The organism is Pseudomonas sp. NPDC087803, from assembly GCF_044742995.1.
GTDB lineage: Bacteria > Pseudomonadota > Gammaproteobacteria > Pseudomonadales > Pseudomonadaceae > Aquipseudomonas.
In genome coordinates, this window is the sequence record NZ_JBIUVO010000011.1 from 32162 (window position 1) to 48901 (window position 16740).

The 16740-nt window shown below is 62.9% G+C and carries 13 protein-coding genes; 7 read left to right on the top strand and 6 right to left on the bottom strand.

Translation table 11 applies throughout. The annotated features are described in order from the left end of the window. Positions 1 to 380: 380 nt before the first annotated feature. The 6 genes from ACIOUG_RS09560 to pilG all read right to left on the bottom strand — a co-directional run bounded on the left by ACIOUG_RS09560 (position 381) and on the right by pilG (position 10410). Positions 381 to 851, bottom strand: coding sequence for a chemotaxis protein CheW (locus tag ACIOUG_RS09560; protein WP_003229084.1), 471 nt, complete (start codon positions 849 to 851; stop codon positions 381 to 383). Then, the gene (locus tag ACIOUG_RS09565; protein WP_401064714.1) at positions 844 to 6744 is read right to left on the bottom strand and encodes an Hpt domain-containing protein; all 5901 of its coding nucleotides are present in this window, start codon (positions 6742 to 6744) and stop codon (positions 844 to 846) included. The genes ACIOUG_RS09560 and ACIOUG_RS09565 overlap by 8 nt, the downstream gene beginning before the upstream one ends. An 11-nt stretch (positions 6745 to 6755) precedes the next feature. Continuing rightward, complete coding sequence (locus tag ACIOUG_RS09570) at positions 6756 to 8810, bottom strand: methyl-accepting chemotaxis protein (protein WP_401064717.1); 2055 nt, start codon at positions 8808 to 8810, stop codon at positions 6756 to 6758. A gap of 219 nt (positions 8811 to 9029) precedes the next feature. After that, positions 9030 to 9569 (bottom strand): chemotaxis protein CheW, encoded by a 540-nt coding sequence (locus ACIOUG_RS09575; RefSeq protein ID WP_401064719.1) that lies wholly within the window; start codon positions 9567 to 9569, stop codon positions 9030 to 9032. A gap of 10 nt (positions 9570 to 9579) precedes the next feature. Next, complete coding sequence (gene pilH / locus ACIOUG_RS09580) at positions 9580 to 9945, bottom strand: twitching motility response regulator PilH (protein WP_007953328.1); 366 nt, start codon at positions 9943 to 9945, stop codon at positions 9580 to 9582. A 60-nt stretch (positions 9946 to 10005) separates the two neighbouring features. Then, positions 10006 to 10410 (bottom strand): twitching motility response regulator PilG, encoded by a 405-nt coding sequence (gene pilG / locus ACIOUG_RS09585; protein ID WP_003229093.1) that lies wholly within the window; start codon positions 10408 to 10410, stop codon positions 10006 to 10008. 225 nt (positions 10411 to 10635) lie between these two features. On the opposite strand from pilG, the gene gshB reads away from it, so the two are divergent. The 7 genes from gshB to ACIOUG_RS09620 all read left to right on the top strand — a co-directional run bounded on the left by gshB (position 10636) and on the right by ACIOUG_RS09620 (position 16726). After that, positions 10636 to 11607: a glutathione synthase gene (gshB, locus tag ACIOUG_RS09590; protein ID WP_401064723.1), complete on the top strand. Its 972-nt coding sequence runs from the start codon at positions 10636 to 10638 to the stop codon at positions 11605 to 11607. 107 nt (positions 11608 to 11714) lie between these two features. Continuing rightward, a complete protein-coding gene (locus ACIOUG_RS09595; protein WP_007964106.1) occupies positions 11715 to 12614 on the top strand; it encodes an energy transducer TonB in 900 nt (299 codons plus the stop codon). Between the two features lie 213 nt (positions 12615 to 12827). Next, on the top strand, positions 12828 to 13400 hold the full coding sequence (locus ACIOUG_RS09600; RefSeq protein WP_401064725.1) for a YqgE/AlgH family protein: 573 nt from the start codon (positions 12828 to 12830) through the stop codon (positions 13398 to 13400). Further along, positions 13400 to 13837: a Holliday junction resolvase RuvX gene (gene ruvX / locus ACIOUG_RS09605; protein ID WP_064589634.1), complete on the top strand. Its 438-nt coding sequence runs from the start codon at positions 13400 to 13402 to the stop codon at positions 13835 to 13837. Before ACIOUG_RS09600 ends, ruvX begins: the two co-directional genes overlap by 1 nt. An 81-nt stretch (positions 13838 to 13918) precedes the next feature. Next, on the top strand, positions 13919 to 14425 hold the full coding sequence (gene pyrR, locus ACIOUG_RS09610; RefSeq protein WP_401064727.1) for a bifunctional pyr operon transcriptional regulator/uracil phosphoribosyltransferase PyrR: 507 nt from the start codon (positions 13919 to 13921) through the stop codon (positions 14423 to 14425). Positions 14426 to 14453: 28 nt separating this feature from the next. After that, positions 14454 to 15458 (top strand): aspartate carbamoyltransferase catalytic subunit, encoded by a 1005-nt coding sequence (locus ACIOUG_RS09615; protein WP_401064729.1) that lies wholly within the window; start codon positions 14454 to 14456, stop codon positions 15456 to 15458. Next, a complete protein-coding gene (locus ACIOUG_RS09620; protein ID WP_401064731.1) occupies positions 15455 to 16726 on the top strand; it encodes a dihydroorotase in 1272 nt (423 codons plus the stop codon). Before ACIOUG_RS09615 ends, ACIOUG_RS09620 begins: the two co-directional genes overlap by 4 nt. The last annotated feature ends 14 nt before the right edge of the window (positions 16727 to 16740 follow it).

Consider the following 16740-nt stretch of genomic DNA (forward strand, 5'->3'; position numbering starts at 1 on the left):
ATCAAGTGCAGGCGAATGCCTGACTGGATGAGACATGTGCAACCGTAGGGACTAGCCGAGCCGCTAAGCTCGATCACTGGAAATCAGTGACGGAATCAAGTTACGCAGCCAGCCCAAGGCGCACAAGCCGGCGGATTCTGGTGCATGCGTAGGCAGCGGCGCAAGGATTTGTAGGCTGTTGAGGCGTAACACTGGGTGTCTTTAAACAACGATGCTGAATAGTGTTTATTGCACTGAAGGGATTGAGATTTGTCTGTCGGATTTTGGGTGATTCCGCAGGCGCTATCGCGAGCAGGCTCACTCCTACAGGGGGAACGCATTCCAATTGTAGGAGTGAGCCTGCTCGCGATGAGGCCAGTCAGGCCACTGAAGACTCCGAATCAGTGAATAAGTCCGGCATCCACCAACAACTGCTCCAACCCCAACAAATCCGGCACCTTCGCCACCTGCTCCCCGACCTGCACCGCCGCCTGCTCCAGCGCACACAACGGCACATCGACATAACTCAACTGGCTGTCGAGCTTGTACGAACGCGGGATCCCCTGCACCAGCAGCGCAATGAATTTCAGCTGCGGCAAGCCGCCAAGTGCGTTGAGGATGACGATCCGCGCGCGTTCGCCGATGACGATTTTCTGCCCGCAGGCTGACTCGAAACTCAGCAGCGGAATCTGCCGTTCACGCCAGCTCACCCGCCCCAGGTACCACGGTGGGGTGTCGAGGTCGAAGGCGCTGGCCTGGTAGTCGATCAGCTCGGCGACAGCGACGTTGGGCAGGATCAGGTTGCGGTCGGCCAGCGGCAGCAGCAGGCCGGTGAGTTGGCTGGTGCGCGCGTTGTGGCGGCGCTCATGCATGTTTCTTGCTCCAGTGGGCAATGCTTTCGAGCAGCACCGATTCCTGATACGGCTTGCCGAGGTAGTCGTTGACGCCGATGGCCATCGCGCGGTCGCGGTGTTTCTGCCCGGTGCGCGAGGTGATCATGATGATCGGCAGGTGTTGCAGACGTTCATCGTTACGCACCTGGGTGGCGACTTCGAAACCGTCCATGCGCGGCATTTCGATGTCGAGCAGCATCAGGTCAGGCATGTGTTCTTCCAGCAGCAGCATCGCGTCGACGCCGTCCTTGGCGGTCAGCACGTTCATGCCGTGGCGTTCGAGCAAACGGCTGGTGACCTTGCGCACGGTCACCGAGTCGTCGACAACCAGCACCAGCAGGGGTTTCTGCGGTTCACTGTCGATCTCCGCATGGGCCGGACGCTGTGCAACCCGCGCCTGCATCGCGCGGATCGGTGCGAGCAGATCCAGAATCAGCACCACCCGGCCATCGCCGAGAATCGTCGCCCCGGACACGCCCTGCACCGCCGCGAACTGCGGGCCGAGGCTCTTGACCACGATCTCGCGAGTGCCGGCCATGGCGTCCACTTGCACCGCGATGTGCCGGTCATTGCACTGCACCAGCAGCACCGGCAATGGCAGGCTCTGGCCGAGCAGTTTGGGCCGTGGCGCGGTTTTCAGCAGCTCGCCCAGATAACACAATTCATAGCGCTGAGCGGCGTAGTGGTAGCTCGGCGGATCGTTGCGGTAATGCCCTTCCAGATCATTCGGCAACACCCGGACGATGCCTTCGATGGTGTTCAGCGGAATCGCGTATTGATCCTCGCCGCACTGCACCATCAGCGCGCGGTTGACCGACACGGTGAACGGCAGACGAATGCGGAAGTGCACGCCCTGCCCCGGCACGGAGTCGATGCTCATGGTGCCGCCGAGCTGGCGGACTTCCTCATGAACCACGTCCATGCCAACGCCGCGCCCGGAAATCTGGGTGATCTTTTCCGCCGTGGAGAAGCCTGGCTGCAGGATGAACTGCAGCACGTCGCGGTCGCTGATCTCGGCGTCCGGTGCCAGCAGGCCACGCTTGATCGCCTTGCGCCGCACCGCTTCCAGCGGCACCCCGGCGCCATCGTCACGAATATCGAAAACGATGTCGCCGCCCTCGCGGGTCAGGTCGAGGGTGATCGTACCCTGCGCCGGTTTGCCCGCCGCCAGCCGCACTTCGGCCGACTCCAGGCCATGGTCGACGGCGTTGCGCAGCATGTGCTCCAACGGCGCGGCCATGCGCTCCAGCACGTTGCGATCCATCTCGCCTTCGGCGTTGCCGATGATGAACGCGACGTCCTTGTTCAGCTCTTCGGCGACCTGCCGCACGATGCGTTTGAGGCGCGGCAGCATCCGTTCGAACGGCACCATGCGCGTGCGCATCAGGCCTTCCTGCAACTCGGTGTTGATCCGCCCCTGTTGCTGCAACAGGTTCTCGGCGTCGTGGTTGCGGCGCTCGAGGGTTTCCTTGAGATCGAGCAAGTCGGAAGCGGATTCGAACAGCGCCCGCGACAGTTGCTGCAACTGCGAATGGCGGTCCATTTCCAGCGGATCGAATTCTTCGTAGCCGAGGCGTTCGGCATCGACTTGCTGACGGCTGAGAATCCGTCCCTGGGTTTCAGTGTCGAGTCGGCGCAACTGATCGCGCATGCGCTCGATGGTGGTTTCCATCTCGTTCAGCGCGGTTTGCGCATCGCTGACTTGCTGCTCGATACGTCCACGGAAAATCGAGGTTTCGCCGGCCAGATTGACCAGTTCATCGAGCAGTTCGGCGGAGACCTTGACCATGTCCGCACCGGCATCGGCGGCGGGGGCTGCTGGCTCGGTCTTGGCCGGAATCGGCAGCAGCGGTGGCGTGTCGAGAGTCACCGGGTGGCTGAAATTCTGGATCGCATTGATCAGCCGATCCGCCGGTGGGCACGGCTGACCGGCGCGTACGCCATCAAGCATTTGCGCCAGCCGGTCATGCCCGCGCTGCACCAGCGCGAACAGTTCGGCGGACGGTTGCAGCACGCCGGTGGCGAGGCTTTCGTAAAGGTACTCGAGCTCATGGGCGAGGTCGCCGATCGGGCCGATCTCGACCATCCGCGCGCCGCCCTTGAGGGTGTGCAGATCGCGCAGCAGGGTTTCCACTTCCTGGCGATTGCCTGGCTCGGCCTGCCAGCGCTGGAGTGCCGCACCGGAGTTTTCGATGATGTCGAAACCTTCTTCGAGGAAGATTTCCAGCAGCTCCGGATCCTGCGCGGCGCTGTCGTTGCTGACCGCTGGCTCGGCGGATTCCGCGCTGGCAGACGGGCCTTGGCGGAATTGGCGGATCGCTTCGATCAGGTCCTGCGCCGGAGTCAGCGGCTGATGGTTCTGCAACTGTTCGAGCAGCAGCGCCAAGCGGTCGTGGCTCTTGTGCAGCAAGCGCCCAAGCAGCTCGCTGTAACTGTGGCGACGATCCACCAGACCTGCGTAAAGACTTTCCAGCTCATGGGCCAGATCGCCGATGGCGTCGACCTCGGCCATCCGCGCGCCGCCCTTTAGGGTGTGCAAATCACGCTGCAACGACGACAGCGGCGCAGCGTTGTCCGGGTCGTTCAACCAGCGTTGCAGGGCCTGGCCAGCGCTGTCGAGAATATCCACCGCCTCTTCGAGGAAGATCTCGACGATCTCGTCGTCGGGCGCGGACTCGGTATTGGCGTGGGCGAGCTCGGCGGTCGCGGCGCCCAGTTCGCTGATGCTCAAGGTGCGGCTGCCATCGCTGCGAATCAGCCCCATGGCTGTCGGATCGAGGCTTTCATCGAGCAGTTCGTGCAGGGCACGAATGCGTTGTGGCTGCGGGGTGACTTCCTGGCCGGCGGCCAGTTCGTCGAGCATGTTGATCAGCGCTTCATGGGCGTTCTGCGCTTCGTGGAAAAACCTGTCACTGACCGCCAGGCTGCTTTCTTCGACGGCGCCATAGAGGTCGAGCAAGGCTTCGCAGAGCACGTCCACCGGCAGCAGATCGGCGAGGTGTGCGCCTTCGCCGAGTGTCGTGAGTTCGTCCAGCAGCGCGCTGAGTTCCTGACGCTCGCCGGGGTGTTGCTGCCAGCGTTGCAACAGGCTTTCGGCGTCGAGCAGGATGTCCATGCCCTGGGCGAGGAAGTTGTTGATCAGTTGCGGATCGCGCTTGATCCGCAGGCCGGTGTTCGGCGCGTTGAGGATCGCTTCCAGGCGTTCGGCGAGCAGCGTTTCGGTGCGTTTGATCAGCGACTGCGCACCGACAATCGGCGCCAGCGGATCGTGCTTGAGCTGACGCAGACCGACGCGGAACAGGCCTTCGGCTTCGAGGAGCAATTCCACTTCGTCGAGGTCCAGCGGCAGTTGATGCGCCTTGAACTCGCGCGCCAGCTTATCCAGCGGCGCCGCCAGTTCGGCAATCGGCAACACGCCGGCCATCGACGCACTGCCCTTGAGCGTGTGCAAGGCGCGCTGCAATTCGTCGCTGGCCGGCAACGGCACATGCTCGGCGGCCTGATCGAGGAAGCGATTGAGGCTGGCAAGGTGGGTTTCGGCCTCGTTGCGGAAAATCTCCAGCAACAGCGGATCGAGGGCCGCCACGTCGTCGACGTCTTCGGCTGCCAGCGGCTCGACGCCTTTGGCCAACGCATGCGCGCGGGCCGCGAGGTGATCGACATCGCTGCGCTGACGCTGGCGCTGAGTGGCAAATTCGCTGATCAGCTCCGGCAGCAGCAACAGCGTATCAGTGAGCAACTGCTGCACCTGCGTGCCGGGTTCTACGCTGTGCTCCAGCACGCGATTGAGCAGGTTTTCCACGGCCCAGGCCAGCTCGCCAAGGATCAACGCGCGAACCATGCGCCCGCTGCCCTTCAAGGTGTGAAAGGCCCGACGCAGTTCGGTCAGGGCGGCGCGGTCGTGAGTGTCGGCCGTCCAGCGCGGCAGGTATTCGTGCAGAACCTCAAGCACCTCGTCGGTCTCTTCGAGGAACACTTCGCGCAGTTCATCGTCCACCGGTTCTTCATCGACCGGCGGCGGCATCAGGCTGCCGGGCGTGATCAAGGCCGGCGGGTTGACTGCCGACATCGGGCTGGCCAGCACCTCGGCCAGCGACTGCACAGTCTCGGGGTCATCCAGCACTTGCAGGTCCTGCATGACCAGCGCTTCGCTGGGGCTGAGCACATCGTCGAGCAGCGGCACGTGCTGCTCATGTGGAAAGAAACCCAGACTGGCGAGGCTGTTCTGCGCGACATCCAGCAGTTGTTCATTGGGCGCTTGCGGATCGTCGCTCAAGCGTTCGAGGTAATACTCGAGGCTGGTGATGACGTCGGCGAGGTGATCCAGTTGCTGCCAGCCCGGCTCATGCGGATCCAGCAGCAAGTGTTCGCGAATGAAGCTGTTGCAGGCCTCGACCAGACTCGCCGCGCGGCTCAGCGGAATCATCGCCAGCGCACCGCGCACCTGGGTCAGCAACTCCGGCAGCGGTTGCAGTTGCTGGCGATCCCAATCGGCGTCGATGTAATCGACGATCATGTCCTTGGCCTGTTGCAGGCAGATGCGCGCTTCCTTGATCACGATCTGATGAATCTGCGTCAGGTCGGTGGTCGGCAGGCGCGCATCTTCGGGGCTTTCCGGCTCTACGGTGCCGACCATTCCGGCGAGGTTCGCTTCGACGTAAAGCAGCGCGCCGGCCACGTCCATCAGGGTCGCGTCATTCGGTTCGCGCTGGCCCTGAGCGAGGCTGAGCACCACCGCCGTTTGGTCGATGATGACTTTGCGCGGCTGGCCGAAACCGAGCACCGCGAGGGTGTCGGCGATCTGCCGCAGCGGCGCCAGCAGGCTCTCCAGATCCGAGGTGTGCTGACGGTCGCTACGGACGAACAGGTCGAGGCGTTCCTTGACCCGCACCAGTTCTTCGCACAGTGCCGCCAGCACCGAGCGCATCGCATCGCGGTCGGGGCCGGCCAGACGTGCACGTTCTTCGTCGACCATCGCGCTGTCGGGCAACGCGTCGTCCAGGGAGTAGCGATCTTTCATGGTCAGCATCTGCCCGGTGGGATGTTCGGCTTTGGCAATATAGAACAGCAGGCTTTTCAGCAGCTCCGGCGGGGGCGGCTGGTTGAGGCCGCGCAGGCCTTGTTCGAGCAGGCGCTTGAGTTCCTTGTCGGCGTCCTTGAACAGGCTGCGCAGCGCCGGACTGTTGGCGATGGCACCTTCGCGCATGCCTTCGACCAGCGCTGAAGCGACCTGCCACAGCGGACTCAACGGCGCATCGGCGCTGAGCGCTTCGAGGCGCTGGAAGACTTTCGCCAGGTATTCGAGGTGGGTCTGGTCATCCTGCTCGCGCAGCAAACCGACCAGCGCCATTTGCAGCATCTGGCGCAATTTGCGCAGCACGTTGGGCCACTCGGCCGGCTCCAGCGCGGCCAAGGCTTGTGCGCTCAACGGCGGCAAGTCCGGCAAGGGCGGGCTGAACAGGCTGGTTTCCGAGAGCAGGCTGTCGCCGCGCGCACTGCGCAGATCGTTGATCAGCGGCAGCACCACCAGCGGCAAGTCGCGGCGGGCGCTCTGCACCCGATCGAGGTAGATCGGCAATTGTCCGAGGGCTTGCAGCAATAGGTGCAAGGCTTCATCGCGGTGGCTGACGCGCTCCTGCTGCAAGGCTTCGACCAGATGTTCCATCTCTTCGGCCAGCAACGCCGCGCCGTAGAACTCGACTATCTGCAAACTGCCGTGCACCTGATGAATATAGGCCAGACACTCATCCAGCCCCGGCGCGGCCTGCGGGTCATCGAGCACAGCTTCAATCGCCTGATGCGCCTGCCTCAGCGTTTCGGCAATTTCACCCTTGACCCATTCGAGAGCCACGTAGTCGTGCCGGTCACCCATAACCACTCCACTCACGCCTTGTCCGTCGCGGACGCCGACGGCAAGGTGAAACCGGATACCGAACGGCGCAGCTGACTGGCCATTTTCGCCAGGTTGCCGATGCTCTCGGCGGTGGCGGTGGAGCCTGACGAAGTCTGCGTGGTGATCTGCTGGATCACGTTCATCGTCAGGGAGATCTGCCCGGCCGACGAGGTCTGCTGCTGCGCCGCGTTGGAGATGCTTTGAATCAGCGCGGCAAGGGTCTTCGATACGCCTTCGATTTCTTCCAGAGCCACACCGGCATCCTGCGCCAGCCGCGCGCCGCGCACCACTTCGGTGGTGGTCTGTTCCATGGAAATCACCGCTTCGTTGGTGTCGGTCTGAATCGCCCGCACCAGGGTTTCGATCTGCCGGGTGGCCGCGGACGAGCGCTCGGCCAGCCGCTGCACTTCATCGGCAACCACGGCAAACCCGCGTCCGGCATCTCCGGCCATCGACGCCTGAATCGCCGCGTTGAGCGCGAGGATGTTGGTCTGGTCGGCGATGTCGTCGATCAGGCTGACGATGTCGCCGATTTCCTGCGACGACTCGCCAAGGCGCTTGATGCGCTTGGCGGTGTCCTGAATCTGCTCGCGAATATTGTCCATGCCGTGGATGGTGTTGTGCACCACCTCGTTGCCCTTGTTGGCGATTTCCACCGAACGCTCGGCCACCGCCGAGGATTCAGCGGCGTTGGCCGAAACCTGGTCGATCGACTGGGCCATGTCGTTGATCGCGGTCGAGGCTTCGGAAATCTGCTGCGCCTGATGTTCCGAGGCTTGCGCCAGGTGCATGGCAGTGGCCTGGGTTTCCTGCACGGCGGCAGCGACCTGGCCGGCGGTGAGGTTGATGGTGGCGACCAGATCGCGCAGTTGGTCGACCGAGTAGTTGATCGAATCGGCGATGGTCCCGGTGAAGTCTTCGGTCACCGAGGCGGTCACTGTCAGGTCGCCGTCGGCGAGGTCTTCGATCTCATCGAGCAGGCGCATGATCGCGTTCTGGTTGCGCTCGTTCTTCTCGGCGGTCTCGCGCAACTGGCGATTGGTTTCACGGACCATGACCATGCCGATCAGGATGATCGAGGCCAGCGCCAGCAAGCCCAGCACGTAGCCGCCAATGGTGTCGGTGGTGCGCCCGCCGGCAAGGTTTTCGAAGCCGCTGGCGAGGTGCGAGGCTTCGTCGAGCAGGGTCTGCGACAGGCTGAAGATGTTGCTCGCCGATTCACGGACCTTGAACAGCTCCGGCGAGGTTTCGAGGATTTCATCCACCGAGCCGGAGACGAACTGGAACAGCTCGGAAATTTCACTCAGGCGTGCGCGGGCATCGCGGTCTTCGACCTGGCTGATTTTCAGGGTCGGGTTGCCTTGCAGCATGCCGTTGAGCACCTGGCCGAAACGCGTGGCATCACGGCCAAACGCGTCGGCAGCCTGCTGCGAATTTTCGTCGCCAGCCAGCACGGTGTTGACCGCGCCGAGGATGCGTTCGGCCAGCAGCGATTGGCGCTGGGCCATCGCCACTTGCGCGGCCGGGGCGCCGCGTTGCAGGAGGATTTCGACGACTTTTTCGTATTCGATCTGCAACTGCGGCACGGTTTCGGCCAGGGTCGCGGCGACCTGATGCAGCGAGAGCACGGTCTGTTCGCTGGAGAGAATCGCGTCGGTGTTTTTCAGCAGGCGTTCCCAGTCCAGCTGCACCGCGCGCATTTCCGGACGCACGGCGGCGGGCGCGGGTGGCAGGCCGGTGGCCGGGTCGCCCTTCTTCAGGTAACCCCAGCGCTGGGCAAAATCGTTGCGCGCATCGCTCAGCAGCTTGAACGCGGCGGCCTTGCCGGCGGCGGCTTCGGTGGCGTTCTTGGCGATGCGTTGCGACAGCACGCGCAACTCGCCGGCGTGGCCGATGTACTGCTTGTCGTAGTTGGCCTGGGTGTTGAGGTAGGCGAAGTTGGCGAACAGCAGCATGATGAACACGATCAGTGCGATGAACAGCACAATGATCTGCGAACGACTGCGCGACCCTTCCGCCGATTTGCCTGTTTTTGCTTTTGTCATCGGTCCTCGCCTATGAAACCTGTCACGGTCCAATGTGGGATTTGTGGTGAGGGGATTTATCCCCGATGGGTCGCGCAGCGGACCCAAAAACTGAGATGTATCTGGCACATCGCGAATGCAGGTTTTGGGCTGGCTTCGCCAACCATCGGGGATAAATCCCCTCACCACAAATCCCACCAACACATGACCCATTCCCACATGGGATCTTTGTCGCTACGGCTATATCGCGACGCTCATGAACACCGGGGATTTGGCCAGCGCAAACAGGCTGAACACCCGCCAGTTCTGCTCGCGCCGGAAATAGCCTTTGACGAACTCGGCCTTGGAACCCTGGCGCTTGCTGATCGAGATCGGTTCGAAGCTGTTCTGCTCGAAGTGCTGCAGGCCGAACACCTCATCCACCAGCAGCCCGGCGAACACGTCGTTGTGCTCCACCACCAATACCCGCCGCTGTTTGCGCAGCGGTGACAGCTCATGTCCGAAGAAGCCGCACAGGTCCATGATCGGCAGCAACCGCCCACGCAGGTTAGCCACCCCTTTGACCCACGGCTTGACCCCGGGCAACTGAGTGCAGAGCGGTTCGTGCAGCACTTCGCTGACCTCGCCCATTGGCGTCACGTACCAGTGCTCGCCGAGGCGAAAGCCGATACCGCTCCAGCGATCCTGACGGCCGGCTTGCGACGGCAGGTCCGCCGCCAGCAGGCGGCAGCGCTGGTCGATCTGGCACAGCAGCTCAAACGCGGTCAGCGACTGGTTCATGGCGGCGCGATCAACCGGCCAGCACGTTGTTCAGGGTCTTGATCAGGGTGTCTTCGTCGACCGGTTTGGTCAGGTAATCCTTCGCGCCCTGGCGCGTGCCCCAGACCTTGTCGGTTTCCTGATCCTTGGTGGTGATGATGATCACCGGAATATGGCTGGTCTCGGCATCCTTGGTCAGCTGCCGGGTGGCCTGAAAACCGTTGAGGCCGGGCATGACGATGTCCATCAATACCGCGTCGGGCTTTTCCTGGCGGGCCAGGGCCACGCCGTCGGCGCCGTTTTCGGCCTTGAGCACTTCATGGCCGTGCTTTTCCAGCATGCCGGTGAGTTTGTACATTTCAGTCGGCGAATCATCGACGATCAGGATACGTGCCATGGTTTTCCCCATTTTTCTTGTCGACACCCGGCCCGCTGGCCGAGCGTCACTGTACGTGTCTTACTGCGGCAAAACAGCGGCGAAGCCCGGAACATGGGCCTGAATCGCGTCGAGCAGTTCTTCCTTGCTGAACGGCTTGGTCAAAAATTGATCAGACCCGACAATCCGCCCCTTGGCCTTGTCGAACAGCCCGTCGCGCGACGACAGCATGATCACCGGCGTGGCCTTGAAAGCACTGTTGTTCTTGATTAAAGCGCAGGTCTGATAACCATCCAGACGCGGCATCATGATGTCGACAAAAATGATCCCGGGGTGGTGATCGGCGATCTTCGCCAGGGCGTCGAAACCGTCGATCGCCGTGATGACCTCGCAGCCCACATTTTTCAACAGCGTTTCGGCGGTACGACGAATCGTTTTCGAGTCGTCGATGACCATGACCTTCAAGGCGCTGGACTGCTGTTCCATAAGGGGGCTCTACCGTCGCCTTTGCGAATCAAATTGTCCGTTTTGCGATGAGTAATGGCTGGAAACCCTTGATGTTCAAGGGCCAGCAATGCATGGCAGCCTTTTTAGCACAGTCTCCCGGTCCAATCTATCGACGGGTTTTTCCTTGACCGAAAACCCGCCCGGCGCCACTCTGGCGGCACTTTTTCAATACCGATCCGGTAGCCAATTTTCGAGGAAAACCCAATGAGCGTTCGCGTCGGGATTGTCATGGACCCTATCGCCAGCATTTCCTATAAAAAGGATAGCTCGCTGGCCATGCTGCTGGCCGCGCAGAAGCGTGGCTGGGAACTGTTCTACATGGAACAGCGCGACCTGTATCAGGCCGAAGGTCAGGCGCGGGCGCGCATGAAGCCGCTGAAAGTCTTCGCCAATCCGGAAAAATGGTTCGAACTGGACGCCGAGCAGGACAACCTGCTGAGTGATCTGGACGTGATCCTGATGCGCAAGGATCCGCCGTTCGACATGGAGTTCGTCTACTCCACCTACCTGCTGGAACAGGCCGAAACCGCCGGCGTGCTGGTGGTCAACAAGCCGCAGAGCCTGCGCGACTGCAACGAAAAACTGTTCGCCACGCTGTTCCCGCAGTGCACCCCGCCAACCGTGGTCAGCCGCCGCGCTGACGTGCTGCGTGAATTCGCCGCCAAGCATGGCGACGTGATCCTCAAGCCGCTGGACGGCATGGGCGGCACTTCGATTTTCCGTCACCGCGCGGGCGATCCGAACCTGTCGGTGATTCTGGAAACCCTGACCGCCCTCGGCAATCAGCAGATCATGGGCCAGGCCTACCTGCCGGCGATTAAGGACGGCGACAAGCGCATCCTGATGATCGACGGCGAGCCGGTGGATTACTGCCTGGCGCGGATCCCGGCGCAGGGTGAAACCCGTGGCAACCTCGCGGCCGGTGGTCGTGGTGAAGCGCGGCCGCTGACCGACAAGGATCGCTGGATCGCCGCTCAGGTCGGCCCGACGCTGCGCGAGAAAGGCCTGCTGTTCGTCGGTCTGGACGTGATCGGTGAAAGCCTCACCGAAATCAACGTCACCAGCCCGACCTGCATCCGCGAAATCGACAACGCTTTCGGCACCGACATCGGCGGCATGCTGATGGACGCGATCGACAAGAAGCTGCAAGCCGCCGGCAAAAAGCCGCAAGCTTGACGTGTGTCACATGCAGCTTGTCGCTTGAAGCGTGAAGCCCAAGGCGTGAAACCAACATTGCGTTATCATGCGCAGCCTCTGAAAAACGCGATGTTGGTTTTCTTGTCATGACCCTCCCGTCCGATCTGCCCGCAGAACTCGCCCATCGTGGCGTGCGCCCGGCCGATCGCCTCGGATTTACCCTGTTTCTCGCGGCGCTGATTCATTTGGCGCTGCTGCTTGGCGTCGGCTTCACCATGGTCGAGCCCAAGCAGATCAGCAAAACCCTGGAAATCACCCTCGCCACGTTCAAGAGTGAGACCAAGCCGAAAAAGGCTGATTTCCTCGCTCAGGAAAACCAGGAAGGCAGCGGCACCCTCGACAAGAAGGCGATCCCCAAGACCACCGAGGTCGCGCCGTTCCAGGACAATCAGGTCAAGAAGGTCACCCCGCCACCGGCCGCCAAACCGGAAGTCCGCGAAGCGGCGCCCAAGGCTGCGGTGACCACGGTGGCGCCGAAACAGCAAAAGGCGCCGACCAAGAAAGAAGAAACCAAGACCGAGACCAAACCTGCGGTCAACGCGCCGACGTTCGACAGTTCGCAGCTGTCCAGCGACATCGCCAGCCTTGAAGCGGAACTGGCCAACGAACAACAGCTGTACGCCAAGCGCCCGCGGATCCACCGCTTGAGCGCGGCCTCGACCATGCGCGACAAGGGCGCCTGGTACAAAGATGACTGGCGCAAGAAAGTCGAGCGCATCGGCAACCTCAATTACCCCGAAGAAGCGCGGCGCAAGCAGATCTACGGCAACCTGCGGCTGATGGTCTCGATCAACCGCGACGGTTCGCTGTATGAAGTGCTGGTGCTGGAATCCTCCGGCCAGCCGCTGCTGGATCAGGCGGCGCAGCGCATCGTCCGACTGGCGGCACCGTTCGCGCCGTTTACCGGCGATCTGTCGGATATCGACCGACTGGAAATCATCCGCACCTGGAAATTCGCCCGGGGCGACAAGCTTTCCAGTAACTGACCAGTGCCAAGCGAGCTTTTGTGGCGAGGGAGCTTGCTCCCGCTGGGCTGCGAAGCGGCCCCCTGCATTTATTCAGATACACCCAGATATCAGGATTTACGACTGCTGCGCAGCCGAGCGGGAGCAAGCTCCCTCGCCACAGGGGGGCGGGAAGACCCTTCGCAACGCATCCTCAGCTTGTCAGTTCGCCCCTTGAACGCCACACTATCGCTCATGAAAAACGTCAGCCCCAGCTACCTCAAGCATCACTTCCTGATCGCCATGCCACACATGGCCGACCCGAACTTTGCCCACACCTTGACCTACATCGTCGAGCACACGGCCAATGGCGCCATGGGGCTGGTGGTCAATCGACCGCAAGAGCTGAATCTGGCTGACATTCTTGAACAACTGCGCCCGGACATTGATCCGCCAGCGCTGTGCCAGCATGTGCCGATCTTCATCGGCGGCCCGGTGCAGACCGATCGCGGTTTTGTTCTGCACCCGGCAGGCAAGACCTTTCAGGCTACCGTTGAGCTTGACGGTGATCTGGCGCTGTCCACCTCGCAGGACGTGCTGTTCGCCATCGCCGACGGTGTGGGCCCGGCGAAAAGCCTGATTGCCCTCGGTTACGCCGGTTGGGAAGCCGGGCAATTGGAGGCCGAACTGGCCGACAACGCCTGGCTGACCTGCCCGTACGACGCCGACATCCTGTTCAACACCAGCAGCGAACTGCGGCTTGAGGCAGCGGCCCGGCACCTGGGGATCAACCTCAGCCTGCTGACCAGCCAGGCGGGGCACGCCTGATGGCCCTGCGCCTGATTCTCGGCTTCGACTACGGCACCAAACAGATCGGCGTTGCGGTCGGCCAGGTGATTACCGGCCAGGCCCGCGAGCTGTGCACCCTCAAAGCGCAGAACGGCGTGCCCGACTGGAACCAGGTCGAAGCCCTTATCAAGGAATGGAAACCCGACGCCGTCGTCGTCGGCCTGCCGCTGAACATGGACGGCACGCCCAGTGACATGTGCGTACGCGCGGAGAAATTCGCCCGCCGCCTCAATGGCCGCTTCAATCTGCCCTTCTATACCCATGACGAACGCCTGACCACGTTCGAAGCCAAGGGCGAGCGACTGGCCCGTGGCGGGCAGAAAGGCAGTTACCGCGACAACCCGGTGGACGCCATCGCCGCCGCTCTGCTGTTGCAGGGCTGGCTCGATGAAAACACTGCATTGTTTGAATCCTGACAAGCGCTTCGGCGCTTTTCTTTTGGTTATAACCCGAGCCACGTCCGGCAGGACGCAGCTCGGACTCAAGAAGGAGCAACCATGAGCCTGCCCAATCCCGCCGATCTGATCAGCCAGATGGCGACCCGCCTCAAGGCGCACCTGGCCCAGCGTGATATCCGCGAACCGCGTTACATCGGCATTCGCACCGGTGGTATCTGGGTCGCGCAGGCCCTGCTCAAGGAATTGGCCAGCGATGCGCCGCTGGGCACGCTGGATGTTTCCTTCTACCGCGACGACTTCAGCCAGAACGGCCTGCACCCGCAAGTGCGCCCCTCGGCCCTGCCCTTCGAGATCGAAGGCCAGCATCTGGTGCTGATCGATGACGTACTGATGAGCGGCCGGACCATCCGCGCCGCCATGAACGAGCTGTTCGACTACGGCCGCCCGGCCAGCGTGACCCTGGTCTGCCTGCTCGACCTGGACGCCGGCGAACTGCCGATCCGCCCGAACGTGGTCGGCGCGACCCTGTCGCTGGCCGCCAACGAGCGGGTCAAGCTGTCCGGCCCGGAGCCGCTGACGCTCGAACTGCAAGACCTGAATTCCTAACCCGCCCTTATTGAGAGTCCCCCTCGCGATGACGCCTCTAGATACCAAGCGCCCGCTGCAGCTCAATGATCAGGGCCAGCTGCGCCACTTCCTCTCGCTCGACGGCCTGCGCCGTGAGTTGCTGACGGAAATCCTCGACACTGCCGACTCGTTCCACGAAGTCGGTGCCCGGGCGGTGAAGAAGGTCCCGTTGCTGCGCGGCAAGACCGTGTGCAACGTGTTCTTCGAAAACTCCACCCGCACCCGCACCACCTTCGAACTGGCGGCCCAGCGGCTGTCGGCGGACGTGATCACCTTGAACGTGTCGACCTCGTCGGCCAGCAAAGGTGAAACCCTGCTCGACACCCTGCGCAACCTCGAAGCCATGGCCGCCGACATGTTCGTCGTGCGCCACGGTGATTCCGGTGCCGCACACTTCATCGCCGAACACGTCTGCCCGCAGGTGGCGATCATCAACGGCGGCGACGGCCGTCACGCGCACCCGACCCAGGGCATGCTCGACATGCTCACCATCCGTCGGCACAAGGGCGGTTTCGAAAACCTCTCGGTGGCGATCGTCGGCGACATCCTGCACTCGCGGGTGGCGCGCTCGAACATGCTCGCGCTGAAGACCCTCGGCTGCCCGGACATCCGCGTGATCGCGCCGAAGACTCTGCTGCCGATCGGCATCGAGCAGTACGGCGTCAAGGTCTACACCGACATGAACGAAGGCCTGAAGGACGTCGACGTGGTGATCATGCTGCGCCTGCAACGTGAGCGCATGACCGGCGGCCTGTTGCCGAGCGAAGGCGAGTTCTATCGCCTGTTCGGTCTGACGACCGCGCGTCTGGCCGGGGCCAAACCCGATTGCATCGTCATGCACCCGGGGCCGATCAACCGTGGCGTGGAGATCGAGTCGGCGGTGGCCGACGGCCCGCACTCGGTGATCCTCAATCAAGTCACCTACGGCATCGCCATCCGCATGGCCGTGCTGTCGATGGCCATGAGCGGGCAAGCAGCGCAACGTCAATTCGAGCAGGAGAACGCCCAGTGAAGCTCAGCATTCTCGGCGCCCGCGTCATCGATCCAAGCAGCGGCCTGGATCAAATCACCGACATCCACGTTGAAGCCTGCAAGATCGTCGCCCTCGGCGCCGCACCGGCCGGTTTCACCGCAGTAGAAACCATCGACGCCAGCGGGCTGGCCGCCGCACCGGGGCTGGTCGACCTGAACGTCGCCCTGCGCGAGCCGGGTTACAGCCGCAAAGGCAGCATCGCCAGCGAAACCCGCGCGGCGGCGGCCGGCGGTGTGACCAGCCTGTGCTGCCCACCGAAAACCAAACCGGTGCTCGACACCTCGGCCGTGGCCGAACTGATCCTCGACCGCGCCCGCGAAGCCGGCAACACCAAGGTGTTCCCGATTGGCGCGCTGAGCAAAGGCCTGGACGGCGAACAATTGGCCGAACTGGTGGCCCTGCGCGACGCCGGTTGTGTGGCGTTCGGCAACGGTCTGGAGAGTTTCCGCAACACCCGCACCCTGTGCCGGGCGCTGGACTACGCGGCCACCTTCGACCTGACGGTGATTTTCAATTCGCAGGATCACGATCTGGCGGATGGCGGTCTGGCCCATGAAGGCGCGGTCGCCAGTTTCCTCGGCTTGCCGGGCATCCCGGAAACTGCGGAAACCGTGGCCCTCGCTCGCGATCTGCTGCTGGTCGAGCAGACCGGCGTGCGCGCGCACTTCAGCCAACTGACCAGCGCGCGCGGCGTGGCCCTGATCGCCCAGGCGCAGGCCCGTGGCTTGAAGGTCACGGCGGATGTCGCCCTGTATCAGCTGATCCTCACCGATGAAGCGCTGATCGACTTCAGCAGCCTGTATCACGTGCAACCGCCGCTGCGCACCCGCGCCGACCGCGATGGCCTGCGCGAAGCGGTGAAGTCCGGGGTGATTTCGGCGATCTCCAGCCATCACCAGCCGCATGAGCGCGACGCCAAACTGGCACCGTTCGGCGCGACCGAGCCGGGCATCAGCAGTGTTGAATTGCTGCTGCCGCTGGCGATGACGCTGGTTGCGGATGGTCTGCTGGATCTGCCGACCCTGCTCTCGCGCTTGAGTGCCGGGCCTGCGGACGCGCTGCGTCTGCCGGCGGGCAAACTGGCGGTGGGCGGTGCGGCGGATATCGTGCTGTTCGATCCGAAAGCGTCCACCGTGGCCGGTGAACGCTGGCTGTCGAAGGGCGAGAACTGCCCGTTCCTTGGTCACACCCTGCCGGGCGTGGTGCGCTACACCTTGGTGGATGGGCGGATCAGTCACCAGGCGTGATACCGCGCTGCCTG